28 protein-coding genes are annotated in these 23,199 nt (G+C 37.1%); 11 read left to right on the top strand and 17 right to left on the bottom strand.

Annotated features, from left to right (window positions below; genetic code table 11):
- Nucleotides 1-8: 8 nt before the first annotated feature.
- Complete coding sequence (locus TDE_RS11235) at nucleotides 9-1,148, bottom strand: ABC transporter permease (protein WP_002680303.1); 1,140 nt, start codon at nucleotides 1,146-1,148, stop codon at nucleotides 9-11.
- Between the two features lie 11 nt (nucleotides 1,149-1,159).
- The gene (locus tag TDE_RS11230) at nucleotides 1,160-2,098 is read right to left on the bottom strand and encodes an ABC transporter ATP-binding protein (protein WP_002680301.1); all 939 of its coding nucleotides are present in this window, start codon (nucleotides 2,096-2,098) and stop codon (nucleotides 1,160-1,162) included.
- A 235-nt stretch (nucleotides 2,099-2,333) separates the two neighbouring features.
- Between TDE_RS11230 and TDE_RS11225 the strand changes: the two genes are divergently transcribed.
- The gene (locus TDE_RS11225) at nucleotides 2,334-3,206 is read left to right on the top strand and encodes a hypothetical protein (protein ID WP_002680300.1); all 873 of its coding nucleotides are present in this window, start codon (nucleotides 2,334-2,336) and stop codon (nucleotides 3,204-3,206) included.
- Complete coding sequence (locus TDE_RS11220) at nucleotides 3,206-3,523, top strand: hypothetical protein (RefSeq protein WP_002667688.1); 318 nt, start codon at nucleotides 3,206-3,208, stop codon at nucleotides 3,521-3,523. Before TDE_RS11225 ends, TDE_RS11220 begins: the two co-directional genes overlap by 1 nt.
- A gap of 21 nt (nucleotides 3,524-3,544) precedes the next feature.
- On the opposite strand, the gene cbiT is transcribed toward TDE_RS11220, so the two are convergent.
- The 8 genes from cbiT to TDE_RS11185 form a co-directional block, all read right to left on the bottom strand.
- Nucleotides 3,545-4,108 carry a precorrin-6Y C5,15-methyltransferase (decarboxylating) subunit CbiT gene (cbiT, locus tag TDE_RS11215; protein ID WP_002680297.1) on the bottom strand — a complete coding sequence of 188 codons (564 nt, stop codon included), beginning with the start codon at nucleotides 4,106-4,108 and terminating at the stop codon, nucleotides 3,545-3,547.
- Nucleotides 4,095-4,694, bottom strand: coding sequence for a precorrin-6y C5,15-methyltransferase (decarboxylating) subunit CbiE (gene cbiE, locus TDE_RS11210; protein ID WP_002680295.1), 600 nt, complete (start codon nucleotides 4,692-4,694; stop codon nucleotides 4,095-4,097). The genes cbiT and cbiE overlap by 14 nt, the downstream gene beginning before the upstream one ends.
- Nucleotides 4,695-4,697: 3 nt before the next feature.
- Nucleotides 4,698-5,306: a TlpA disulfide reductase family protein gene (locus TDE_RS11205; protein WP_002667698.1), complete on the bottom strand. Its 609-nt coding sequence runs from the start codon at nucleotides 5,304-5,306 to the stop codon at nucleotides 4,698-4,700.
- 94 nt (nucleotides 5,307-5,400) lie between these two features.
- Nucleotides 5,401-6,297: a 4Fe-4S binding protein gene (locus tag TDE_RS11200; protein ID WP_002667700.1), complete on the bottom strand. Its 897-nt coding sequence runs from the start codon at nucleotides 6,295-6,297 to the stop codon at nucleotides 5,401-5,403.
- Nucleotides 6,290-6,427 (bottom strand): CD1871A family CXXC motif-containing protein, encoded by a 138-nt coding sequence (locus TDE_RS13160; protein WP_002674194.1) that lies wholly within the window; start codon nucleotides 6,425-6,427, stop codon nucleotides 6,290-6,292. The genes TDE_RS11200 and TDE_RS13160 overlap by 8 nt, the downstream gene beginning before the upstream one ends.
- Nucleotides 6,428-7,525: a TlpA disulfide reductase family protein gene (locus TDE_RS11195; protein ID WP_002680292.1), complete on the bottom strand. Its 1,098-nt coding sequence runs from the start codon at nucleotides 7,523-7,525 to the stop codon at nucleotides 6,428-6,430.
- Nucleotides 7,526-7,625: 100 nt separating this feature from the next.
- Nucleotides 7,626-8,087, bottom strand: a complete 462-nt coding sequence (locus tag TDE_RS11190) for a YbaK/EbsC family protein (RefSeq protein ID WP_002680290.1) — start codon at nucleotides 8,085-8,087, stop codon at nucleotides 7,626-7,628.
- A 5-nt stretch (nucleotides 8,088-8,092) separates the two neighbouring features.
- Nucleotides 8,093-8,737 (bottom strand): GntR family transcriptional regulator, encoded by a 645-nt coding sequence (locus TDE_RS11185; RefSeq protein ID WP_002680289.1) that lies wholly within the window; start codon nucleotides 8,735-8,737, stop codon nucleotides 8,093-8,095.
- A 271-nt stretch (nucleotides 8,738-9,008) separates the two neighbouring features.
- Between TDE_RS11185 and TDE_RS11180 the strand changes: the two genes are divergently transcribed.
- Genes TDE_RS11180 through TDE_RS11140 form a run of 9 tightly spaced genes read left to right on the top strand, consistent with a single transcriptional unit; the run spans nucleotide 9,009 to nucleotide 16,738 of the window.
- Nucleotides 9,009-9,908, top strand: a complete 900-nt coding sequence (locus TDE_RS11180; RefSeq protein ID WP_002680288.1) for a branched-chain amino acid ABC transporter permease — start codon at nucleotides 9,009-9,011, stop codon at nucleotides 9,906-9,908.
- A 9-nt stretch (nucleotides 9,909-9,917) separates the two neighbouring features.
- Nucleotides 9,918-10,937 carry a branched-chain amino acid ABC transporter permease gene (locus TDE_RS11175; protein ID WP_002674209.1) on the top strand — a complete coding sequence of 340 codons (1,020 nt, stop codon included), beginning with the start codon at nucleotides 9,918-9,920 and terminating at the stop codon, nucleotides 10,935-10,937.
- Nucleotides 10,918-11,688, top strand: a complete 771-nt coding sequence (locus TDE_RS11170) for an ABC transporter ATP-binding protein (protein ID WP_002680286.1) — start codon at nucleotides 10,918-10,920, stop codon at nucleotides 11,686-11,688. The genes TDE_RS11175 and TDE_RS11170 overlap by 20 nt, the downstream gene beginning before the upstream one ends.
- Nucleotides 11,688-12,395, top strand: coding sequence for an ABC transporter ATP-binding protein (locus TDE_RS11165; RefSeq protein ID WP_002680283.1), 708 nt, complete (start codon nucleotides 11,688-11,690; stop codon nucleotides 12,393-12,395). Before TDE_RS11170 ends, TDE_RS11165 begins: the two co-directional genes overlap by 1 nt.
- Nucleotides 12,395-12,904 carry an L-2-amino-thiazoline-4-carboxylic acid hydrolase gene (locus TDE_RS11160; protein WP_002674233.1) on the top strand — a complete coding sequence of 170 codons (510 nt, stop codon included), beginning with the start codon at nucleotides 12,395-12,397 and terminating at the stop codon, nucleotides 12,902-12,904. The genes TDE_RS11165 and TDE_RS11160 overlap by 1 nt, the downstream gene beginning before the upstream one ends.
- Nucleotides 12,901-14,058 carry an ABC transporter substrate-binding protein gene (locus TDE_RS11155; protein ID WP_002674234.1) on the top strand — a complete coding sequence of 386 codons (1,158 nt, stop codon included), beginning with the start codon at nucleotides 12,901-12,903 and terminating at the stop codon, nucleotides 14,056-14,058. Before TDE_RS11160 ends, TDE_RS11155 begins: the two co-directional genes overlap by 4 nt.
- Before the next feature lie 9 nt (nucleotides 14,059-14,067).
- Complete coding sequence (locus tag TDE_RS11150; protein ID WP_002674237.1) at nucleotides 14,068-15,075, top strand: dihydroxyacetone kinase subunit DhaK; 1,008 nt, start codon at nucleotides 14,068-14,070, stop codon at nucleotides 15,073-15,075.
- Nucleotides 15,076-15,084: 9 nt separating this feature from the next.
- Nucleotides 15,085-15,714: a dihydroxyacetone kinase subunit L gene (locus tag TDE_RS11145; protein ID WP_002680280.1), complete on the top strand. Its 630-nt coding sequence runs from the start codon at nucleotides 15,085-15,087 to the stop codon at nucleotides 15,712-15,714.
- A gap of 16 nt (nucleotides 15,715-15,730) precedes the next feature.
- The gene (locus TDE_RS11140; protein WP_002680278.1) at nucleotides 15,731-16,738 is read left to right on the top strand and encodes a uroporphyrinogen decarboxylase family protein; all 1,008 of its coding nucleotides are present in this window, start codon (nucleotides 15,731-15,733) and stop codon (nucleotides 16,736-16,738) included.
- Between the two features lie 57 nt (nucleotides 16,739-16,795).
- Here the strand turns inward: TDE_RS11140 and TDE_RS11135 are convergent, their stop codons facing one another.
- The 7 genes from TDE_RS11135 to TDE_RS11105 are packed head-to-tail and all read right to left on the bottom strand — an operon-like array spanning nucleotide 16,796 to nucleotide 23,084.
- Nucleotides 16,796-17,779 carry a FecCD family ABC transporter permease gene (locus TDE_RS11135; protein WP_002680276.1) on the bottom strand — a complete coding sequence of 328 codons (984 nt, stop codon included), beginning with the start codon at nucleotides 17,777-17,779 and terminating at the stop codon, nucleotides 16,796-16,798.
- Nucleotides 17,780-17,798: 19 nt separating this feature from the next.
- Nucleotides 17,799-18,728, bottom strand: coding sequence for an ABC transporter substrate-binding protein (locus TDE_RS11130; protein ID WP_002680274.1), 930 nt, complete (start codon nucleotides 18,726-18,728; stop codon nucleotides 17,799-17,801).
- Nucleotides 18,729-18,751: 23 nt separating this feature from the next.
- The gene (csrA, locus tag TDE_RS11125; RefSeq protein ID WP_002667708.1) at nucleotides 18,752-18,979 is read right to left on the bottom strand and encodes a carbon storage regulator CsrA; all 228 of its coding nucleotides are present in this window, start codon (nucleotides 18,977-18,979) and stop codon (nucleotides 18,752-18,754) included.
- Nucleotides 18,979-19,422, bottom strand: a complete 444-nt coding sequence (locus TDE_RS11120) for a flagellar assembly protein FliW (RefSeq protein WP_002674247.1) — start codon at nucleotides 19,420-19,422, stop codon at nucleotides 18,979-18,981. Before TDE_RS11120 ends, csrA begins: the two co-directional genes overlap by 1 nt.
- Before the next feature lie 18 nt (nucleotides 19,423-19,440).
- On the bottom strand, nucleotides 19,441-20,688 hold the full coding sequence (locus TDE_RS11115) for a flagellar hook-associated protein 3 (RefSeq protein WP_002680271.1): 1,248 nt from the start codon (nucleotides 20,686-20,688) through the stop codon (nucleotides 19,441-19,443).
- Between the two features lie 22 nt (nucleotides 20,689-20,710).
- Nucleotides 20,711-22,582, bottom strand: coding sequence for a flagellar hook-associated protein FlgK (gene flgK / locus TDE_RS11110; RefSeq protein ID WP_010957216.1), 1,872 nt, complete (start codon nucleotides 22,580-22,582; stop codon nucleotides 20,711-20,713).
- A gap of 10 nt (nucleotides 22,583-22,592) precedes the next feature.
- Complete coding sequence (locus TDE_RS11105) at nucleotides 22,593-23,084, bottom strand: hypothetical protein (RefSeq protein ID WP_002680267.1); 492 nt, start codon at nucleotides 23,082-23,084, stop codon at nucleotides 22,593-22,595.
- Between the last annotated feature and the right edge of the window lie 115 nt (nucleotides 23,085-23,199).

The raw sequence follows: 23,199 nt of genomic DNA, 5'->3' as shown, positions 1-23,199 counted from the left end.
CATACTCCTTAAATTTTTGTTTTTTTAAAACTTGCCATCAGTAAACCCAGAGTATAAAATACTGCACCAAAAGTGAGCATTATGAGCAAACTGCCTATCATTCCTCCAAAAGAATTTTCTACAACAATATTCCTAAGAGGGTTTGTTATAATTTGTGAAACGTTACATTTTAAAAATAGTTTTGCAATTTTGTTTTCATTTGGAATTGAAAAGAGAACTGTTCCCAAAACTACGAATACAAAAAATATGATTATAACTATTGTATATACAAGTTCTTGTTTGTTAATACTTACTAATGAACATGCAATGCATCCGGTTACAAGGGAAAAACTTGCAGCGTATATAAGAAGAAGAATGGGGTTACCCATAAAAGAAACTCTTAACAATCTAAAGATCAAAAGATAAATTGTTATAGCAACAAATACTTTTAAGGCCAGACTTATTATTTGGGCATTAAAGATATAAGCAGCCTTTTTAGGCATCGAGTTAATACGCAGGGTAAGACCGGCAGCTTTTTTCTTATATGTGGGATTAAGAATTTCCATAACAAACATAAAAAATAAAAAGATGCTTATGGATATTGCATAGGCTTCATAACTTGACATACTATGCAGGGCGGGATGCATAAAAATTTTCCCTATAGGTTTTGAGCTTTCTTTTTGAATATTAAGATACTTATCCATAAGTTCTTTAGATTGACCGGAAGCTGTAATCGCCTTAGCCATTTTATAATTCCCGTTAATGGAACTGCTTATGTTTTTAATTATGTTCGATAAAAAAGTAATTGATGCAGAAGACTTCTCTTTACCGATAATTAAAATATCAAACTCTTTGTTTTCTTCAACTGCGGTTTGGTAACCTTTAGGAATTTTGATTTTATATTTGGCATTTGTTTCATCTTCAATTTGTATAAAATCTTTTAAAGAGCTTGAATTTAAAGTACTGATTAGTTGTTCCGATAAGAAAGTCTTATCTTCATCATCTAAAAAAACAGAAATGGTCTTTTCATTAGTTTCAGCTTTAAATTTATCTTTTTGTAAAAAACCGTTATAGCCTACAAAAAAAATCGGAAGACAGAGGTAGACTAAAATAAAGGTAATAAAGTTATCTTTTATCGCTATAAGCGTAATTTTTAAAAATGCTTTCATTTATAATTCTCCTACTCACGTAATTTTTTTCCTGTAAGCTGTAAAAATACCTCGCCTAAATTCAGCTCATTTATTTGTATGGCCTTGATTACGGCTCCTGATGTTTGCAAAATTTTAATAAGCTCATCAAGATTGACCTTGCTTCGTTCATAAAGGATATTCAAGGTATTTGCTTCTTTCTCTACATTTAAGGCCCCATCCAAAAGACGGATTTTTTCTATTAGGTCTTCATTTATGTTGTCCGCTTTTATTTCGATGGTTACTGTTCCGTTGGCCTTTTCTTTTACGGAATTAAGGGAGCCGTAGGCAATCTCTCTTCCTTCATCGATTACAAAGATATTTTTGCAAAGTTCTTCGACCTCTTCCATATAGTGGGAGGTATAAAGAATTGTAGTTTTATCTTGTGAATTTACTTTGCGCAGATATTCAAAGATATTGTTCCTTGACTGAGGATCAATGCCTACCGTGGGCTCATCTAAAATTAAAAGACGGGGTTTATGCATAATGGCTGCAGCAAGGTTCAGTCTTCTTTTCATTCCGCCTGAAAATTTTTTCACTTTTTCTTTTTTCTTTTCGGTTAAGCCGACCACTTCCAAGGCCTCATTTACAGCCTCTTTTAATTTTTTTCCTGAAAGGCCGTATAGGCTTGCAAAAAAATTGAGGTTGTCGATTGCCGATATATCCTCCGATAAGGCAAGTTCTTGAGGGACGAGGCCTATGAGCTTCTTTGCTTCTATCGGCTTTTTTTTGATACTGTGCCCGCCTATAAGTACCTCTCCGTTTAACGGATCCAATATTCCGGTTATTATATTTATCAGGGTGGATTTTCCGGCTCCGTTAGGACCGATTAAACCGAAGATATCGCCTTCTTCAATATCAAAAGAAACGCCGGAAAGAACCTGTTTTTTTCCGTATTTTTTTGATACATCCTTAACTTCCAATATTTTCATAAAACACCTCCAAAAAGTTTTTTTGATTGATATGCCTCAATTTTAATCGATTTTGCTTAAAATAAAAGTGCCGAAAGTCATTTTTTATAGGGAAAATAGTAATGATTGCCCCTAAAAATCGAAAATTTTTAAAGGAATTCTATAAAGTAACCTATAAAAACTTCAGTTTTTTAGAAATGCCCATAAATAATTTTTCTGCCATAGGCTCTTGTATAAAGGGCTTTTTTTTGCGAAAATGAACATGATGAATTTTTATGATGAAATAAGAAACCGATACGGGAATGTAAAAAGAGCACGGGGTTTTTATCTTTATACCGAAAAAAATATAAGACTTTTGGATATGTATCTTGACGGAGGAATGTCAATTTTGGGCAGAAGGGAAAATCAGGCTCCATTAATTTTTAAACAAAGTATAGATAAGGGCTTAAATGCCTTCCTGCCTTCTTCAGGCGATTACAGGCTTAAAAAAGCCTTAAATTCCCTTTTTCCGGAACATCCTCATTTTTACCTTCTTTCGGAATGGAGCAAGGCTTTTTCGTTTTTGGAAATAGAAAATAATAAAACCGCTCTTGACTCTTATATTATGGAAAATACTTGGAAGCCTTTTTTGCCCTCATCTGAAAATTTAAAGAAAAAAAAAGTCTTTTTTGTAAATCCCCCGTTTTGCACTTCAATAAAAATTGCGGTTTCTAAAGATGATCTTCCTATTTTATCATGTGCAGTTTCTGCTGCCGAAAAAGAAGTTTTAGCTAAGGCTTTTTTTGACTTGATAAGACTCATTAACCTGCGAGAACTCGAGAATAGGCTTTCTGATGAAGAATTGATAAATTCGGCCCGAGGGAAAAATAAAAAACAGCAGCTTGCAAAAAACATAAAATCTTATAAAAGGGTAACGGAACTATGCTCCCATTTTTGGAATATGGAAGGTCCCTATCTTTTTTCAAAGTTGAATGAAGAAAAATATGAGTGCTTTTTTAAGGCTGCCTTAGACTCTCATATTCTTTTGTCTCCTGATTTTACTATTCCGTCGATATTGCCGAAAATAAGGGTATACACCGAGCTTGAGAATTTTCTTAAAACTCAAACACAAAACGTAAGGATTAAATAATGAATGATTTAGTTAAATTTTTATCGGAAGGTTATCCTATTTTATTATTTACAAAATTGTTTTTAGGAGCGGTTGCCGTTTTTTTCGCAATTATAGTATGGAGCAAAACCAAGAGGCTTTCTATGATTCTTTTTGTGCTTGGTATGTTTTTGATGTATATTTCGATTTTAACCGATACGCTTACATATTTCGGTTTTATAAATACCAAATTTTTTACTATCGGAAGTCTTCCTTTGCTTTCCATAATTTTTGAAAATGCGCCAATAGTTTTTTTTATTGCGAGCTTTTGTGTGTTTTTACGCGAGAGGATTTTTTAATTCCGATTTGGTTTTGAAAGTTTAGCTTTTACAAGCTCTTACAATGTAGATGGGATTTTCTCCCTTAAAAAGACCGGTCCTTCCCATTGATGCGGTTTGAATAAGATCGGCCTCAATTTCGGTATATCCGTATTTTTCGAGGAGTTCTAAAAATTCGTTTAAATTTTTTATAAGAATAAAATTAGCGCAAATTATCCCGCCTTTTTTTAAATGGCTTTCCAGATAATCAAAAATATTTTTTAATTCGCCGCCGCTTCCGCCTATAAAACACTTATCGAACTGTAAATCCTTATACTCAGCCGCTAAAAGAGCTTCGGGTGCTTTCCCTAAAATAAGATTTATTTTGACTCCGAATTTTTTTGCGTTTTCTTTTATGAGTGCATAAGCCGTTTTATCGAATTCAACTGTTAAAACATCTGCTCCCTGCAAGGCTGCCTCAACCGAAACGGAACCCGTGCCTCCGCCTATATCCAAAAGCTTATCTCCTTTTTCTATTTGAAGATGAGCGATAGATAGGCTTCTTATGTTGAATTTGGTCATCGGCACTTCGCCTCTGATAAATTCGGAATCTTTAATATTTTTCATTTTGAACCAATACCGTATTTAAAAAAGATTTTACTATAATTTTATCGCCTATGGTATATTCTTCAATCGATTCATCCGGATATGAAAGATTATAGCCTACAAAAAGTCTTCCTTTAAAGCCTTCTTCTTTTAGTCTTGCCGAAATTATGTCGGGATTGTTTGTCTTATCGGTAAGAATAAAAAAGCTATCCTTGCTGTGCATTTCCGTAAAGTCTGTTTCTCTTCCGTGAAAGGAATAAAAGGGCAGGGTCTGCCACTGTTTTTGAATTTTAGCCATAAAATATTGCATTGAAGATATGCCGGTTATTACTTTTTCTATTTTTATGTTTTTATTTTTGATGAATTCGGTAATTCCGAAAAAACAGGGGTCGCCTGAGGCAAGGACTAAAACTTTTTTTGTCTCTATAGGTAGATCAAGAATTTCTGAAATTCCCTTTAGAGTTTTTACGTCATTCCTTATCGGCCTGACATCGGAAGCTATACGCTCAAAGCCTGCAACTATGTCGGCATCTTTGATTGCACGTATAGCCTCTTGGGTTAAAAGTTCTATATTTCCGGGTCCTGCCCCGGCGACCGTTAAAGGCATAATTTACTTTGAGGCTACGGCTTTTAGGGCTTTATCAAAAAGTTTTTCAAAACCTTCCTTATTTAAACTTCCAAGGTGAAGTGTACCGGGGATAACTTGTCCTTTTTTGTCTACCATAAAGCTTGTAGGAAAACATGCAAGCTGCTCGTACATGGGCAGAAAGCTGTCAACCGTTACAAGTGCCTTAAATGTGCATCCGGCATCCTTCCATATGTCTTTTGCCAAGGCCAGAGTTTCGGCATCATCTTGAGGAAGGTCAGCCGTAACGGCAATAACATTTACTTTTTTATCGGCATAAGCTTTGTAAGCGGCTTCCAAATGAGGTAATTCGGTTTTGCAAGGACCGCAAAATGTTCCCCAAATATTTACCAATGTAACATCATAGTTTTCAAAAATGTCGCTGGTAACCGTATTTCCGTCAAGATCCTTTGTTGAAAATGTAAGACGGTTTTGGCCATCACTTAAAATTTTTGCTTCCGATTCTGCTGCAATTTCTTTTGCAGTTAAAGGCTTTTCAGCCTCTTTATCTCCCTGTGCTTCGGTTTTTGTGCATGAAGCAAATAAAATACCCGCAAAGATTGCGGTTAGTACATAAAAATGTAACTTCTTCATTTGTAAACTCCTATAGTTTAAAATAATTCTAAAATTTCCCAGTCAATATAACTAGTCTTTAAGGAATAATCAAGGGTTTTGAGAAAATTTATTGTTATTTTTGTATGTTTAAGTCCATATTTGTGCTTTTTTCTGTAAAAAGAAAGCTGTGCTCGATAGCTTTTACGGGACAAGCCTTGATGCATTCTCCGCATCTTATACATTCAGGGCTGTTGGGGGTTTTATATGTCGGAATGTCCAGCTTACAGGTTCTTTCGCATTTTCTGCATTTTATGCACTTGTCGTTTATTTTTAAACGGTAGAGGCTTATAGGATTGAACATGCCTAAAAAGGCTCCGAGGGGGCATAAATAGCGGCAAAAGGGCCTGTAAAAAATCATTGAAAGCATTGTGATGATTGCTAAAACCGTAAATTTTAGTCCGAATAAGGCTCCTAAGGAGGCCGTGAGAACTCTGTTCATAGAGATAAGCGGAATTGCTCCGAATAGGATGCCTGACGGGCAGATATATTTACAAAAGTAAGGGTCGCTTATTCCGTATTTGTCCTGCAAGGCAAAGGGGAGAACAAATACAAAAAAGACAAGGATAAAGTATTTTAGATACTTTAAAACCTTGTTTACTTTTTGCGGAACCTTAATTTTTTTTAAGGGAATCTTATCCAATAGGTCTTGGAAAAGTCCGAAAGGGCAGATATAGCCGCAAAAAAGTCTTCCTGCGGCTATTGCAAATAGCGACAATAGGCCTACCACATAAAAAGCAAAGTTAAATTTGCTGCTTCCAATGGTTGCCTGTATCGAGCCGATAGGGCACCCGAACAAAGCTCCCGGGCATGAATAACAGTTTAAAACAGGCATACAGACTTTTTTCATAGGGCCCTTATAGATTTGACCCTTTAAAAAGCCTATAAGGTTTCCGTCTATTGCCAACATTCCTAATGCTTGAATTGCATGGCGTTTTTTATTCAGTGTTTTCTGTTTATTTTGTTTAGCCAATTCCTATACACTCCATACATATATTTACAGCCTTTTTGAGGACTACAGCAACTTCACCGCGGTATATTCCTATAAGGGTAAAGCTTAATGCTAAAATAATAACAAGTATTGCCGCTATTTTCTTTTTCATTTATTTTCCTACAGCTTTTAAAGCTTTTTTCATAGCTTCGGTAAATTCTGCAAGATCGCGGCTTCCAATGATGATATCATTAACGGAAGACGCTATAATATTTCCTTTTTTGTCTACAAATATAGTTGTAGGCCAAGCCGCAAGATTATCCAATATAGGCTTTAATGTGTCATTGTATTGAACCACAGTGTACTTGCAGCCGGCTTTGGAAATTAATTCTTTGGCTGTTGGAAGAGCATCTTGTTCATCAGGGCTTACATCACCGGTAATACCGATTATGTTACAACCCTTGTCCTTAAAGGCTTCATATAGTTTTGCGATTTCAGGTAACTCGGCTCTGCATGGAGGACACCATGTTGCCCAGATATTTATCATCGTAACATCGTATTTTGCGAGGATATCACTTGTTATTTTGTTGCCTTCAAGGTCAACAGTGTTAAAGGTTAAGCCTTTTACATTTTTTATCATTGCCGCTTCAGCAGAAATAGGGTCGGTACACTGAATTGTCGGAATGATGGGGCGGACTTGAGAAATCATATCTTTATAAATTTCAGCAGCCTTTTCGCTTAAGCCTTCGGCATTAAAATCGGCGATAGCTAAAACTTGTGTGAATTCTTTTGTCTTTCTGATGACTTCGTTGTTAGGAAGCCCCGTCAGCTCGGCAAGTGTTTTTTTACCTATTAGAGGGGTGCGCAAAACAACGAGTTTATAAATAGGTTTAAGATAGGGATTCACTTCTTTGTTTATCTTTTCAATTTTTTGGTCTCGGCTTAACTGTTTGTTGCTTACAATTGCATCATATTTTTCATTTAACTCATCGGAAGCAAATTCATACAAATAAACTTTGTATACGACTTCATCGGTTTTCTTGTCTTCTTCCCCGACACTGCTGTCTGCATTAACATTGTCTCTGTAGGTATCAAAGAATGCGGGACGGTGCAGCTTAAATCCGATAGGTTTAAAATAGCGCCATCCGGCTTCTTTTTCTTTCTTTGTCAGTTCCTTAATTCCGGTCTCTTTGGAACCGCCTGCGAAAGCTGCCGATGCAACAAGCGAAAATACAACGGCTGCTATAAAGATTTTGTAAAATTTCTTCATGCAAATCCTCCTAATAATTGAAATGCTCTTTTAAGTATATAGGTTTAGTTATAATTCGTCAAGTGAAATGTTTTTTGTATTGTTTTTGCAAGAAAAAAACTTATTTGCTCACGCTTACCCATGTTACGGCTTTTGATGCTTTTTCAAGTTCTTGAACATTCATGCGGACAGCCGTATTTTCGGTTCCCGCTGCGGGATAGACCCAATCCAAGGGCCTTATGGATTCGTCTATATAAACAGGAACTTGAGTCTTTAAACCGAAGGGGCAGACTCCGCCTGCAGGATGGCCGATAAAATTGAAAAGCTGTTCTTCATTCATCATTTTTGTTTTGCAATGAAAGGTCTTTCTGAATTTTGCATTGTCTATGCGGGCCGAGCCTGCAAGAAGGATGAGTATAGGATCTTCTTTTACCATAAAAGCTAGGGTTTTTACGATGAATTCGGGTTTACAACCTACCGCCTCTGCTGCAAGTTCTACGGTCGCACTTGAGGTATCGAATTCTATAATCCTCTCTTCCAGTGAAAACAGTCTTAAATGATCGCGTGCTTCTTTTAATCCCATAAATTTTATCTTTTAAATCCCCCTATATCGGAGCTCAGGTGTTTTAAGGCTCTTGCTTTATCATTCTTTTTTATGGCATAAATTATGTTTTCATGATGTGAGCTGAAAGTTTTTTTTGTAATTTCTTCCCATTTTTCCCAATAATTTTGAATAAAAAAACGAGTCATTTTTTTCATTGTATGCTCTAAACTGAGTAAAGCATGAGAATTATTATGCAATTTGAATAAACCTATATGAAATACGGAATTGTTTTGCCATTCACTTACCGCATTTGTATTGCTAAATTCTCTTGTATGCTCCAGTAGTTTATTTAGTATGGCATGATCGCTATTAGCGACTTCTTTCCAGTTTTTCTCCAAGAAACCGCATTCCAGTACTAATCGGTAATTCAACATTTCTACTAAATCTTCTTGTCTGAGCGTTATTAGTTCATATCCATAGCGGGGAATACTCTTAAAAACGTTTTCATTGCAAAGTTCTATTAAAGCATCTCTTATTGGAGCTCGGCTTATTTTTAAATATTTCTCAAGGTCCGAGAGATTTATTATGTCTCCGGGTTTGATTGTGTTGTCAGTTACGAGGTCGTATATTTTTATATAAGCATCCTGCTTTAAGGATTTTTTTTTCGTTATCAATTTATCGGTTGTCATAGTAAATTTTATTATACAAGCTTCTTTCCTTAAAGTTTTATAAATTTAAAATATGTATACGGTAGTATAACATAATTTATGGCATTAGTACAATTGTTTCCATTATATTATTTTAGATTATAAATTGTAAGAGGTATAAACAAAAAAAATAAATAAAATTAAAAAAAGTATTTTTTTGTATTTTTTTGTTGACAACCGGAAAATTCTGATTTACAATATAAATATATCAGTGATATATCAGTAATTACAAATTACTTAAATGGAGGTACTGATGTTATTGCAGCAATTAATTAATGGTCTGGTCATAGGAAGTACATATGCATTGGTTACAATAGGTTTTAATATGGTGTACGGTGTGTTGGAGCTGACTAATTTTGCCCATAGTTCTTTTTATATGCTGGCTGCGTATATAGGTCAATTCATTTTGTTAAAATTCTTTATGACTGTATCGGTCCCTATTGCTCTGATTATAACATTTTTAACTTCCATAATTATAACAGCCTTTTTGGGTGCTCTTATGGATAAAATTGCTTTGGAGCCTATAAGAATAAAAAAAGGTGCTCCTATTTCATCTTTAATAAGTACTGTCGGTGTTCAGACTATAATCAACAACTCCGTTCTTTTAATTTTCGGCACAGTTCCATTATACTTTCCTGATTTATTAAAGCTGGGTAAATTTACTATTTATGGCGGAACTGTGGTTCAATGGATTCAGGTTCTCATATTGATTATGACTTTAATTATAATGCTTGTATTAACTTTTATTGTTACGCGTACACGCTTAGGAAAGTCAATGCGGGCAATTTCTCAAAATCAAGTTGCTGCAAGACTTATGGGAATAAATATAAATAGAGTTATAACCCTTACATTCTTTATAGGAACTACAGTTGCCGGTATTTCAGGTTTAATGGTTGCAATGTATTATCAAAGAGTAGATACCTTAATGGGGGCATCTGTAGGATTAAAGTCATTTGCTGCAGCAGTTCTTGGCGGAATGGGCTCTCTCCCCGGAGCGGCTATAGGAGGATTATTGATAGGCTTACTTGAAACTCTTTTTGCCGCTTATATAAGTTCAGGATATAGGGATATTGTTGCATTTGTGATATTGATATTGGTTCTTCTTATTCGGCCCTCAGGCTTAATGGGTAAAAAAAGTGTAGATAAGGTATAGGAGGACTGTATGAGAAAAAAATCGATTATCTTAGATAAAATGATTAAAAAAATCGCTAAAAATCAGATATTTGTTTTAATTATACTTGCTGTTCTGGCAATATCTTTCCCGATTTTTGTTGACAATAATTACTATCTTGGCATAGCAATAATGTTCTTTATATATTCAATATTGACCTTATCTCTTAATTTAGTTACGGGTTATGTTGGATTTACACTTTTGGGACAAGCGGCTTTTTTCGGTTTGGGGGCTTATGTTGCTGCAATACTTGGAACGCGTTTTCAAGTTGATTTTATTATCGGATGTATAGCAGCCTCTTTATTTGCTGGTATTTTTGGAGCAATGCTGGCTCTCCCGACTTTGCGCATACGCGGCCGATATTTTGCAATTGTAACTCTAGGTTTTTCTGAAATCATGCGAATGATAGAGCTTAACTGGATGGAGATGACGCGAGGCCCTCAGGGAATTTCAAGGATACCGGGTATAGTAATTTTTGGGAAAGAGTTTGACTCATACAGATTTAAGTACTATGTTGGGCTGGTTCTTTTAATATTTGCCTTATATATAATTAATTCAATTTTAAATTCAAAACATGGGCGTGCCGTACGCGCAATAAAAGATGACGATTTAGCTGCCGGAGCTATTGGAGTAAATGTTTATAAATATACCGTTATTATATTTTCTATTTCAGCGGGTATTGCAGGAATGGCCGGAGCCTATTACGCTCATTATATGAGTTTTATTGATCCTAATGCTTTTAATTTTGAACAATCAATTTTAATTTTATCGATGGCCATATTTGGCGGATTGGGAAGTTTGCCCGGAAGTATTTTAGGAGCTCTGGCATTGACTATTTTACCTGAAGCCCTCAGATTTTTATCCGATTATCGGCAAATTATATATGGTCTTATATTGGTTTTGATAGTTATATTTAAACCCTCAGGTGTTATGGGTAAGATAAATTTTGAACGGATACGATCTATAGCAAATATGGAAAAGGAGGACTTAAATGTCGAATCCAATTCTTAAAATAACGGATGTAACCAAGCGTTTTGGCGGTATTATGGCTGTTGATAATATAAACATGTCCGTATATCTTGGAAAGATTCAAGGAATTATAGGCCCTAATGGAGCCGGAAAAACCACTCTTTTCAATTTAATATCAGGTATATATAAACCTACATTGGGGTCTATTCATTTTTGCGGTGAAGATATAACGAATTTGAAACCTCATAGAATAAACGAAAAAGGGATTGTGCGTACATTTCAAAATATACGCTTATTTAAGAATATGACAATATTGGATAATGTAATGGTAGGTTGTCATAACAAAGAAAATGAAGATATATTAGATGCTTTATTTAAAACTAAAAGACATAAAGCTGAAGAACAAAAAAATAAAAATAAAGCTCTGAGCCTTTTAGATAGAGTAGGCTTGATTCATCTTAGGTATGAAATGCCTGATTCTTTGCCTTATGGTCTACGGCGTAAATTAGAGATTGCACGAGCTCTGGCATCAAATCCTAAACTACTTATGCTTGATGAACCTGCTGCAGGTATGAATGAACAAGAAACAATAGAGTTGACCGAATTTATACAAAGTTTAAAATCAAAAGATATGGCTATAATGCTGATTGAACATGATATGAAATTAGTTATGAGCCTCAGTGACAGTGTTTATGTTATAAACCATGGGCTAAAAATAGCGGAAGATTCTCCTGAAGAAATAGTTAAGGATAAAGCCGTTATTAATGCATACCTTGGAGAGGAGGATGTTTAGTGCTTTTAGAAGTTAAAGATTTACATGTCAGTTACGGAGAAATAAAAGCAATCCGTGGAATTAATTTTAATATTAATCAAGGTGAAATTGTAACTATAATAGGTTCAAATGGTGCCGGAAAAAGTACAACTTTAAACAGCTTAGCAGGATTAATAAAACCCGCATCCGGTACGGTTTTATTTAATGGCGAAGATGTTACAAAATTAGAGTCATATGAACTTGTAAAGAAAGGGATTTCTTTGTCACCAGAGGGGAGACAAATATTTCCTAGAATGTCGGTAATAGAAAATCTTGAGTTAGGAGGTTATTTTAGAACTAGAGCTGAATTAGAGAAAGGAAAAAACAATGTTTTTGAGCTGTTTCCTATTTTGAAGGAACGCAGTTGGCAGGCTGGCGGAACTTTGTCTGGGGGTGAACAGCAAATGCTTGCAATTGGAAGAGCTTTGATGGCATCACCTAAGATATTGATTCTTGATGAACCTTCACTGGGTCTCGCTCCTATAATAGTTAAAGAAATATTTAAAATGATTAGGAGGATTCGGGATGAAGGGATTACGGTCTTATTAGTCGAGCAAAACGCAAAAATGGCTTTATCTATTTCCGATAGGGGCTATGTACTTGAAACCGGAAAAATAAGATTGGAGGGTAAAAGTAAAGAATTATTAAACAATGAAGAAGTGCATAAATTATATTTAGGAGGTATATAGTGGTTATAACAAATGTAAAACGGAAAAGCAGTCCGGCTTTGGACGGACAACGTAATATATGTCAAAGAAGAGCTGCTACTATCAGTAATATGATAAAATGCGCAGCTGAACGCGGGCTTGATAAACAATTTGCAAGAGATGCAATCTATAAGTATGGGCAAGATATTGCAGCAAGCATGAAAAAGTCTTTAAAAAAAGATTTTACTATTGATGAGTTTCTTGAGGTTTTTGCTTCACAGCCCCACTTTGATATTTATGAAATGGAAGTCGTAAAAAAAACAGAAGATATGTTTTTGATTCATTTTAACTATTGTCCTTATGTTGAAGAGTGGACAAAACAAGGTTACTGTGATGATGAACTTGCTGAGTTATGCGACATAACAATGGAAGGTGACAAGGCTATAGGCGATTGTTTTCCTAATTTGAGATTTACACTTGGAAAAACAATAGCACAAGGTCACTGCGTATGTGAATTATTATTTGAAAAGATAAAGGAGACGGAAAAATGAAAAAAATAAGGATATATATTTTAAGTTTATTAAGTGTTATATTGATATTAAATTCTTGTACAGGAAAAGACGAAGCAAAAACGACTGAAGACAAGGCAACTAAACCTATTTATTTTGCTTGGTACGGTCCGTTAACCGGAGATGCAAAGCAATACGGTGATACGGAAAAGATTGCTGTGGAGCTTGCTTTAAAGGATATCAATGATGCAGGGAATGGAGTTCTCGGCGGAAGAAAAATAATTGTAGACTTTTATGATGATAAAAATGATGCAAAAGAAGCGGTTAATATTGCGAATAAGATTGTTGCAGAAAAAAAATATCTTGCCGTAGTAGGAGGTTTCGGTTCTACACCATCAATGGCTGCCGCTCCCATATACGAGAAAGCAAAAATTATCAATTATTCGCCCACTTCATCACATGCGGATTTTTCATCATTGGGTAAATTTATGTTTAGAAATACGCCTACGCAACAAATTGAGACCACACAGTATGCAGATTATGTTTATACAAAGCTTGGAATTAAAAGTGTAGCCATTCTTAATGTAAATGACGACTGGGGAAATAATATTGCAAAAATATTTACCAACGAATTTGTAAAACTTGGCGGAAAAATAACCGATCTTCAAACTTATATACCGAACCAGACATCCGATTTTACTCCGATGATATCTAAAGCAAAAACAACAAACCCTGAAGCTTTTTTCCCCGTTGCCTATTATCAAGATTCTGCAAATATAGTAAGGCAGGCAAAAAATTTGGACTTTAATGTTCAAATGATTCTTTCAAGTTCTACACTAAAACAAGAATTGATAGATTTAGCTGGAGATATAGTTGAAGGAGCTTTTATAATGAATGCATATTCTCCCGATATAAATACGCCTGAATTTATCCGTGTAATTGGAGAATATACAAAGAGGACAGGAAAACAGGGAGATGCTTTTGTAATGCAAACTTATGATGTCGTTAAGCAGCTAGCAACAGCAGTAGATATGGCCGGCAGTGACGACCCTGTTGTTGTAAGAGAAACTTTAGCTAATATGAAGGGATATAATGCCTTATCCGGACCTTATAACATGAATGAATTAGGCGATGCTGTAAGATCTCTTGTTCCTATGTTTATTAAAAACGGTAAATTTACTAGGATCGATGATTAAGGAGCTACTATGAAAAAAATATTAAATAGACCTGAAGAATTTGTAGATGAAATGGTGGAAGGAATTTTATACGCCTATCCAGATAAAATAATGCCGTTAAATGGGGATAAGCGGGTTATTCTTAATAAAACAAAAAAAGACAATAAGGTCGGTATTGTTACTGCGGGCGGCAGCGGTCATCTACCTGTGTTTCTCGGTTATGTAGGTGATGGAATGCTTGACGGATGTGCCGTAGGTAATGTTTTTGCTTCTCCGTCTGCCAATAAAATGTATGAGATGATTAAAGCCTGTAATTTCGGAAAGGGTGTATTGTGTCTGTATGGAAATTACGGAGGAGATAAACTCAATTTTGAAATGGCAATGTCTATGGCTGAAATGGACAGTATACAGGTCAAAGAAATAAGAGTGATGGATGATATTGCTTCATCACCGATTGAGACAAAGGATAAGCGGCGAGGAGTTGCAGGAATGGTTTTTGCCTACAAAGTTGCAGGCGCTGCAGCTCAAAAAGGTTATGATCTTGAAAAACTTGTTTCGGTTACGGAAAAGGCTCTTGATAACATACGCACGATGGGTATAGCTTTATCACCATGTATAGTTCCTGAAGTCGGCAAACCAACTTTTTCAATCAAGGATGATGAAATGGAAATAGGAATGGGTATTCACGGAGAGGTAGGTATAGAGGTTTCAAAACTGAAAACTTCAGCCGAGGTTGCAAAAATGATTTTTGATAAAATTGCAACCGAAATTTCTTTTTCGAAAAACGATGAAGTTGCCGTAATGATTAACGGTCTTGGCGCCACTCCTATGGAAGAGTTATTTATTGTCTATCGGGATTTATTTAATATTTTAAATGGTCTGGGTGTAAAAGTAATAAGCCCTCATGTAGGGGAATTTGCAACATCAATGGAGATGGCAGGGCTTTCTATCACAATTATGAAATTGGATGATGAATTAAAAACCTTGCTTCTCCATGATGCAAATACGCCCTTCTATACAAATGCGAATAAAAAATAGGATATCGCTATGATTACAAAGGATATAATTTTAGATGTATTAATTGAAATAGCAAAGACTATGGATGATGAAAAAGGCTATCTTATCGAGCTTGACCAGCAAAACGGTGACGGCGACTTAGGCATCTCTATGAGTGCAGGATTCAATGCTGCTGTTAATGCATTTAAAGATGACAGTGGAAAAGACATCGGTCTTGGTATTCTCAAAGCTGCGATGGCTTTTAATGAAAAAGCTCCTTCAAGTTTAGGTACCATATTATCATTCGGATTAATGGCTATGGGAAAAGCTTTTAAAGGAAAACAAGACTTAACGGGGGAAGACATTGCATCCGGCTTTTCAAAATTTAATGAAGAGATTATGAAAAAGGGAGGTGCAAAGCCGGGGGAAAAAACCCTTGTTGATACACTTGTTCCTGTTGAAAAATTCGTTAGGGAAAATTTGGGTAAAATTCCTGATAGAGAACTTATAAAAGAATCTGAAAAAATTGCAAAAGAAGGTTCTGATTCAACACGGAATATGAAATCTGTTCATGGTAGAGCCGCTTACTATGCAGAAAAAAGTATCGGCATTCTTGATGGAGGTTCCTATGCAGGATACCTAGTATTTAAGGCTTTAAATAATTACCTAAAAGATAAGTAGTTTAGAGGTGTGAAGTATGAAAGAAAAAAGAAAATTGATTTTGGATGCTTTTAACAATAAGCATGTCCGAAGAGTCCCTGTAGGTTTTTGGTGGCATTTTGCAGATGAGTACAGACAATTCCGAGGTTTACTGGATGATGGAATTATTCAGGCAACAATTGACGGCACGAAAAAAATGTATGACGATTTAAAACCTGATATGGTAAAAATAATGTCTGACGGTTTTTTCGGTCATCCGTCAATTATGAAAAATGACATTAACAGCATTGACGATATTAAAAAAATAAAGTCGATAGGAAATTTGTCACCGTGGTATGATAAGCAAATAGATATGGTCAATAGTATTTTAGATTACTTTGATGGAGAAGTTGCTGCATTTTATAATATTTTTGCTCCGCTCAACTATATAAGGTTGTACACGGAGTGTTATAAAAAACAGCCTGATTTGTTTGTTAAACTTTTTTTTGAAAATCCGAATGCTATGTTGGAGGCTTCTTTAGAAATTGCTGCTGACTTGCTTGTACTTGCGGATAAACTCAAAGGCAAAACAAAACTTGACGGAATATATTACAGTGTTCAGAGTGTTCAATCACAAGATGCCGATTTAAATTTCCATCAAAAATATGTTTCGGTTTCGGATAAAAAAGTTCTTGATAAAATAAATTCTCTTTGGGACAATAATATTCTTCATATCTGCGGTTATGGCGATTATACTAATGATTTATCCTTTTATAAAGATTATAAAGCTAAGGTATATAACTGGGCTGTAAATACTGAAAAAGTTTCTTTAGCAGAAGGAAAAAAATTCTTTGGCAATGCTTGTGTCCTTGGCGGGTTTGATAATAATAGGGGAACTCTTATCGATGTAGGCACCGATATTGAGATTGAAAATTATGTTGATAGTTTGATAAAAGAAGCGGGAACTACGGGTGTTATTATAGGTGCAGATTGTACCATTGCTCCTGAGATCGGATACAAAAGACTTAAACAAGTAAGGAATTACGCTGAAAAGTATAGTAAATAAATCTCCTTCTATTTTAATTGAACAGCGAGTGGTATTGCTGCCCGCTGTTCTTCCCATTTATTTCCTCCTTAAAAGATAAACGAAAAAAGGGCCGCCGACCAGGGCCATAAGGGTGCCGACAGGTAATTCTATGGGGGCTGCTATTGTGCGTGCAAAGGTGTCGGCTATCAGTAAAAATATCCCTCCGTTTAATATCGAAAGGGGTAAAAGATATTTGTAGTTGGGGCCCGTGATAAGTCTTACGATGTGGGGAATTACAAGGCCTACAAAACTTATGACTCCGACGAGGGATGTGGAAATAGCCGCCAAAAAGGAAGCGGTGAGCGAAATTAGAATTCGGCTCCTTGTAATGTTTAAGCCTAAACTGCCGGCCTTTTCGTCTCCGAATAAGAGGAGATTGCTCGGACGGATGGCTGCAAGGGCGGCTGCAAGGCCTATGAGGGAGTAGGGCAAGATAAGCTTAACATCGTACATGCTGCGTCCCGAAAGGTTTCCGCTTAGCCAAAGCATGATGTTTTGAATCTTGTCGTTGTTTAAGATTGTGATAAGATAGCTTACTCCTGCAAAAAAAGCGTTTACTGCAACACCGGCCAAAATAAGGCGGACGGTTTTTACTCCGCCCTTCCAAGCCAAAAGGTAAACCAAGACTGCCGCCCCCATTGCTCCTGCAAATGCAAATAAGGGGGCTGCCGTAACAAATTGCGGAAAGATCAAGAGGGCCAGTAAGAGCCCCAGCTTTGCTCCGCTCGAAATGCCTATTATTCCTGGGTCTGCCAGAGGGTTTTGGATAACCGCTTGGAGCAGGGCTCCTGAAGCTGCAAGGTTTGCTCCGACTATGAGAGCTAAAATAATTCTGGGCATCCTTATGTCCCAAATAATTATGGCAAAATCGGAGTTTTCATGATAGAATATAATTTTTATAATCTCACTGAGGGGGATTTTTGTGCTTCCGAAATAGATTGCAGCCAAAACGGATAAGGCCAGAAGAATGCAAGAAATAAAGAGAAAGATGAGCATTTTTCTTCGGCGTTCTTCCAGCATTTTTTTTACCCTTTAGAATTTAGTCTTCGGTTTCTCCGTAGATTATTTCTTTTAAATTCTCGACAGCCTGCATTATTTTAATATTCCGTGAAACGGTGTATAAATTACTGTCAAGGTCGTAGATTTTATCTTCTTTTATGGCCTTTACCTTCTGCCAAATTTCATTCTTTGCAAACTCGGCCCTGAGGCTCTCGGCAGTGTCTTTGGAATTTGTGTGGGTAAGGCGTATGATGACATCGGGCTGATGTTTTACGATTTCTTCTATATTTATGGGAACGTATGATTTGTCGAAGTTTCCTATATCGTTTGCGATATTGTGAATTTTTAAAACTTCCATCAAGCTTCCTGTGTAACAGTTTTTTGTTCCCATCATCAATTTTTTTGGAGAACCTAGAAGCATCAATACCTTGGGACTTTTTTTGCCGTAAATGGCGCGGCGTACTTCAAGGGTTTTTGCTTCAATTGTTTGAATAACATGTTCCGCCTCTTTTTGTTTTGAAGTCATTTCTCCCAGATGTCTGATAGTATTTAAACATGCCTCATAGGAATTTAAATCGACATATTCCGTTTTTATGTTTTGGTTTTGGAATATCTTATCCAATGTGGGTTTTGAGCCTAGGGAAGCCAAATAGATATCCGCATTCAGACGTTTTACCGTTTCGATATCCGGCTGCATGGGCATTCCGATTTTTTCGGTTTTTGCATAAAGCTCAGGCATAGCGTGACGGCTTGAAGGCACGCCTGCAACATTTTTATAGCCGAGGTCATCTAAAATTTCGACTATGGACATAGTGCCTGCAATAACACGCGGCCCTGCCTCTGCCGTTGTCCGGTCAGGCAAGTCTTTTTTATCTTGTTTAAAAAAATCATTAATTTTTGAACAGCTTGCGGCGAATAAAGTTAAGGAAACAACTAATACGAAGTATATAAGAGTTTTTTTTGTTTTCATAGCAGAGTATTCTAATGTTATACCTATTTCTTTTTAATATGCAGTTCAGGTAGGTTAAGCTCGGTATCGCGGACTAAGGCTGCCCTGTTTTCGTTTTGAATTTCTTGGTAGATTTCTTCACGGAAAACCTTGACCGAAGGCGGTGCATCTACACCTATTTTTACCTGATCTCCCCGAATATCGATTATGGTAATCTCTATATCATCTCCGATAAGTATTTTTTGGTTTGTTTTACGGGATAGTATGAGCATCAGTTCCTCCCCGCAGCATTCAGCTCTGCAAGAATGTCGTGTTTGGTATTCCATTTTCCGTCATTTAAGACAGCCTGAAAAGCCTTTTTATTCTTTTTGTTTATGATAAGAGGCCCCTGCAAATTTGCCGTAATCGGGCTTCCCGCAGGCGGAATGGTAACAAGGGCAAAAACCAAAAGGTCTTTAGGAGATTCTGCCTCTATCGGTTTTAATAATTCGTCGTCTATATCCAGCTCATAATCGGGCCTGAACAAGAAGGGATCTATAACGATAAAGGCTAAATTTTGATCGTCAAGGGATTGAACCCAAAAGAAGGGCTCTTTTCCCGAATCCAACAAGGCGTATTTATGAAATTCTTCAAATCCATAAAATCCGTCAACCAATTCTATTATCTGTTCATCCTGAATCTCAACAAGCCCCATAGCTTTTGTCTTAATTTCCATCGTAAATTCCATCCTATTTTATCGTAAGTAGTTTAAAAGCGAATCCCTGTAAAGTCTTCCCAATACGCTTAAAGAAGCTTGATGCGTATGTTCAAACATCTTTAAGTCGGTTATCGCCTTTGTAATGTCCAAGTCGGCTTCGCGCGACTCTGCTGCCGTTACATTTAAGGTTTGCGTATCAATGCGTGCCAAGATAACTTCGGCTCTCGAATACTTGGAACCTGTTTCGGCCATTCTTGTAGTAAGATTATGTATGCCCTCATCGAGGCTTCCCAAAACCTTTCCGCCCAAGGCTTCTTGATCTCCCGAAAGGAAGGCATCGCGGACGGCAATGGCTGCATCAAAAAGAGAGCCTCCCGAAACGCGTACCGAATTTGCTAAATTGTATGGTGGTCTTTGTTCGGCCTTTATCAAGCCCAATTCGGATAAAACAGTGCTTCCTTCCGCATCTCTCAGCCAAAGCTGGCGGGCATCGGTAGTCGTAAGGTTTAAACCGCTTGTTATCGGGTCAAGGCTTGCTTTTACTGCGGCTCCCGAATCGTTTATCTTTGACATAATTGCATAAACATTGTCGCCTGCAATTAAGGGAATCTCAACCCCGTCAACCTCGATGCTTGTGTCTTCTTTTATGACAAAGTTTCGGGCATCGGTTTCCGAGATAAGAATTTGCCGCTCGGCCCAAAATACCCTGTTCCCGGCCTGATCGGCTCTCATAAAAGAAAGCTCATCGGTTTCAACTTCCTTTGAATCGACCGTGCCGTTGTATCTGACCTGAGTTATAAGGGCGGAACCTGCTCCGTCCACATCTCCCATCACGGTTTCAAAGGGCTCGGTAAAACTTTTTGTTCCCGAAAAAACTCTGACACCGTCCGAGTTTACGGCATTTCCGTTTTGGACAAGTTCTTTTAAAAGTTCATCGGCCTCGGCTGCCATATCTTTTAAGTCGTCCGGTGTATAGGTTCCGTTTGCTCCCTGTACCGAAAGCTCTCTTAAACGCTGAACAACTTGGAGCGAATTATTCATATAGGTTTCGGCCGACATATATTGATCTCTCAAGGTTTTTGTGTTTTTTTCAAACCTTTCGAGGCGGGCAAGGTAGGACTTATATCTTACCGAGTGTCCTGCAGAAACGGGGTCATCTCTAAGTTGGTTTATCCTTCGTTGGGACTGAATCTGATTATTTAGATTATGAAGTCTCGACTCCTGATTCCTCATCGAAAAATTGCTGTCCGTGTGCTGAATATTCGTACTAATTCTTTTCATCATATTTTACTCCAAAACTTAAAAGCTAGACACCCATTCTGTTTATAACTGTGTCTATCATTTCGTTGATTACCGAAACAAATCTTGCAGAAGCGTTGTACCCGTGCTGAAATTTGATAATATCCGATAGTTCTTCATCTATGTTTACGCCCGATACGGAATCTCTCATATCGTGTAATTCCTTTACAATGGCTATCTGTGTGTTTAAGGTCATTTCTGCCTGCTCGCCTTTTAGACCGATTTCGGTTACCGTATCGGCAAAAAAGTCGTCAAAAGTGGCTGAGTGCCCTACCATTACGGGAGTATTTCTGATTGCGGCTATTGCAAGAGCGGCTCTGTTGTCTCCCGGATAGGCGACACCTTCGGGGCCCTTATAGCCCGAAGCTATATTTTGTATATCGCTTTTGATTACGGGATTTATTTCCATCCAGCCTGAAGGATGGGCTATAGGAGAAACCGCATATTGGGCTCCTGCCAATACATCAACCGCATTTGCTCTTCCCCAATCATAGGCGCCTTCCGGCCCTGCCTGAGAAAGCACACCGGAATAGCCTGCTAAAAATCTTCCCGAATCCTCGATATGGCGGATAACAAAGTCAGGATTTTCTTTATCAAGGCTTGTCATACCTTTTAAAACAAGTTTATTGTTTTGGTCAAGGTAAGCAGCAACTTCGGAGCCTGATCTGTTAATTCTTTCTACAAGATCTGAAACCATATCCGTCGAATAATAGGGTACCTGCACAAGACCGTCCCCCGAAGAAAGGGTTAAAGTTCCTTCAAGTCCTATTTGTTCACGCGGATCAAGGGTGTTTGTTCCGGTTATTCTGAAGATATAGGAATAATCATATTCTCCGTCTCCGTTTCTGTCAAAATTACCGAGGGTATTGTTTATAAAATATTGTTCCTTAAAAAAATCGATGCCTGTTTTTCCGTTGGGACTCATAGCATTTCTGTGTACATCGTTTACCAAATCGACAAAGTTCATTGTCATTGTATCCAGTTTTCTGATTTCGTCCCGAATATCCGTATCCCTAAGCTCAATCAAAGCGGCTAGTTTTCCCGATTCAAAATGAGCTAAATTACCGGAATCTTCCCAGATAACATCTGCATATTTATCGTTTTCAGTTGAGGCCTTAAAATTGAATGTCCGGTGTGTTCTTCCCTGTACTATTTCCAAACCGGCCGTATGAATGACGTATGTTTCGTCTTCATCTCTTTTATCTACGGAAATATCGATAAGGGAGGAAAGTTTTTCGGTTAAAAGGTCTCTTTTATCCATCAAGTCATTGGGATTATCCCCCATAGCCTTAACCTTAACTATTTCTTCGTTTAGTTTGGCTATCCGGCCTGTTAAGTCGTTAACCTGTTTTACGGTTGCTTCTATGTCGCCGTGTACCATGTCCCTTATGCCCTGTAAGCCGCGGAATTGATGATGAATGGCATCCGTTAAGGTTTCGGTTCGGGTGCGGACAACCTGACGGGCCGCATCCGACTCAGGGTAGAGCGACAATTCCTGCCAAGCCTCCCAAAATTGGTCCATTCGGGTTCGGACGGAAATGTCTTCGGGTTCATTGTGAACCTGTTCCAAAAGGGCAATATAAGAATTTCTTGTTTCCCAATAACCAAGGTCATCGGTAGCCCCTATAATTCTTTGATCCAAAAGTTCATCCCTTAATCGGGTAATCGAAGCTATGGTAACACCCTGTCCTATTTGCCCGGGCGTTTCAGCCCTGGTTAAATCGGGTCTGTAAATAGGCTCAAAAGCCTCGAGGTTTACCCTCTGCCTAGTATATCCCTTCGTCGAAGAATTCGAAATATTGTGACCTGCCGTTTGAATCGACTGCTGGTGAGCAAACAAACTCCTTTTTCCTAATTCTATTGCATCAAATGTAGCCATTTATATCCCCCTATAAGACCTCATTTAAAACGAGGCTTGTTATTTCCGTATTAACCCGCTTTCCTGCTGCCGTATAACACTTTCCGTTTCTTTCTTCCGAAATAATATCGACCACGCCCTTAACCAAGGCTTGAGCATGTGAAACATAATTTGAGAAGACATCATTTTCAATCTTTGAATAAAAAACTTTTTCTTTTAGTTTTTCATATAAAGAATCGATCTTTTTTTTCTCCGATGAAGTAAATTGTTTTGTATGCATGTAAAAGTCGAATTCTTGATAATCATCCTCATCAGGCTGCAAAAGTCCGTATAACCTTTTATCCAAATCCGAAAATTTTACGGAAGCCTCATTTAAGGAACTCAAATTTCGTTCACTTTCCTGCCAATCTCTATCTAAAACGCCTTGGTACATAGCCTTTTGCAAATTATAGATATTATCAATTAAATCGATTTGTTCATGTAAAATGCTTTTTATGTCTGCTGCAACCGAATGTTTTTCCATAGCAATCTACTCCTCTGAACCAGTATCGGCATATAAAGAAAAAGCATTAGAGATTTTTTAATTTATGAAAGGGGTAAATTTTTAGTTGACGTAAGCCGAAAATAAATGTATTATA

Origin of the sequence: Treponema denticola ATCC 35405 (assembly GCF_000008185.1) — a bacterium.
Classification (GTDB): domain Bacteria; phylum Spirochaetota; class Spirochaetia; order Treponematales; family Treponemataceae; genus Treponema_B; species Treponema_B denticola.
Note: the sequence above shows the minus strand (reverse complement) of the source record. Positions and strands in the feature narration are given on the sequence as shown.

Bases quoted from the DNA above. Each gene is read 5' to 3' on its own strand.
- TDE_RS11235 (WP_002680303.1), bottom strand. From the start codon at position 1,148: ATGAAAGCATTTTTAAAAATTACGCTTATAGCGATAAAAGATAACTTT.
- TDE_RS11230 (WP_002680301.1), bottom strand. From the start codon at position 2,098: ATGAAAATATTGGAAGTTAAGGATGTATCAAAAAAATACGGAAAAAAA.
- TDE_RS11225 (WP_002680300.1), top strand. From the start codon at position 2,334: ATGAACATGATGAATTTTTATGATGAAATAAGAAACCGATACGGGAAT.
- TDE_RS11220 (WP_002667688.1), top strand. From the start codon at position 3,206: ATGAATGATTTAGTTAAATTTTTATCGGAAGGTTATCCTATTTTATTA.
- cbiT (WP_002680297.1), bottom strand. From the start codon at position 4,108: ATGAAAAATATTAAAGATTCCGAATTTATCAGAGGCGAAGTGCCGATG.
- cbiE (WP_002680295.1), bottom strand. From the start codon at position 4,694: ATGCCTTTAACGGTCGCCGGGGCAGGACCCGGAAATATAGAACTTTTA.
- TDE_RS11205 (WP_002667698.1), bottom strand. From the start codon at position 5,306: ATGAAGAAGTTACATTTTTATGTACTAACCGCAATCTTTGCGGGTATT.
- TDE_RS13160 (WP_002674194.1), bottom strand. From the start codon at position 6,427: ATGAAAAAGAAAATAGCGGCAATACTTGTTATTATTTTAGCATTAAGC.
- TDE_RS11195 (WP_002680292.1), bottom strand. From the start codon at position 7,525: ATGAAGAAATTTTACAAAATCTTTATAGCAGCCGTTGTATTTTCGCTT.
- TDE_RS11190 (WP_002680290.1), bottom strand. From the start codon at position 8,087: ATGGGATTAAAAGAAGCACGCGATCATTTAAGACTGTTTTCACTGGAA.
- TDE_RS11185 (WP_002680289.1), bottom strand. From the start codon at position 8,737: ATGACAACCGATAAATTGATAACGAAAAAAAAATCCTTAAAGCAGGAT.
- TDE_RS11180 (WP_002680288.1), top strand. From the start codon at position 9,009: ATGTTATTGCAGCAATTAATTAATGGTCTGGTCATAGGAAGTACATAT.
- TDE_RS11175 (WP_002674209.1), top strand. From the start codon at position 9,918: ATGAGAAAAAAATCGATTATCTTAGATAAAATGATTAAAAAAATCGCT.
- TDE_RS11170 (WP_002680286.1), top strand. From the start codon at position 10,918: ATGTCGAATCCAATTCTTAAAATAACGGATGTAACCAAGCGTTTTGGC.
- TDE_RS11155 (WP_002674234.1), top strand. From the start codon at position 12,901: ATGAAAAAAATAAGGATATATATTTTAAGTTTATTAAGTGTTATATTG.
- TDE_RS11150 (WP_002674237.1), top strand. From the start codon at position 14,068: ATGAAAAAAATATTAAATAGACCTGAAGAATTTGTAGATGAAATGGTG.
- TDE_RS11145 (WP_002680280.1), top strand. From the start codon at position 15,085: ATGATTACAAAGGATATAATTTTAGATGTATTAATTGAAATAGCAAAG.
- TDE_RS11140 (WP_002680278.1), top strand. From the start codon at position 15,731: ATGAAAGAAAAAAGAAAATTGATTTTGGATGCTTTTAACAATAAGCAT.
- TDE_RS11135 (WP_002680276.1), bottom strand. From the start codon at position 17,779: ATGCTGGAAGAACGCCGAAGAAAAATGCTCATCTTTCTCTTTATTTCT.
- TDE_RS11130 (WP_002680274.1), bottom strand. From the start codon at position 18,728: ATGAAAACAAAAAAAACTCTTATATACTTCGTATTAGTTGTTTCCTTA.
- csrA (WP_002667708.1), bottom strand. From the start codon at position 18,979: ATGCTCATACTATCCCGTAAAACAAACCAAAAAATACTTATCGGAGAT.
- TDE_RS11120 (WP_002674247.1), bottom strand. From the start codon at position 19,422: ATGGAAATTAAGACAAAAGCTATGGGGCTTGTTGAGATTCAGGATGAA.
- TDE_RS11115 (WP_002680271.1), bottom strand. From the start codon at position 20,688: ATGATGAAAAGAATTAGTACGAATATTCAGCACACGGACAGCAATTTT.
- flgK (WP_010957216.1), bottom strand. From the start codon at position 22,582: ATGGCTACATTTGATGCAATAGAATTAGGAAAAAGGAGTTTGTTTGCT.
- TDE_RS11105 (WP_002680267.1), bottom strand. From the start codon at position 23,084: ATGGAAAAACATTCGGTTGCAGCAGACATAAAAAGCATTTTACATGAA.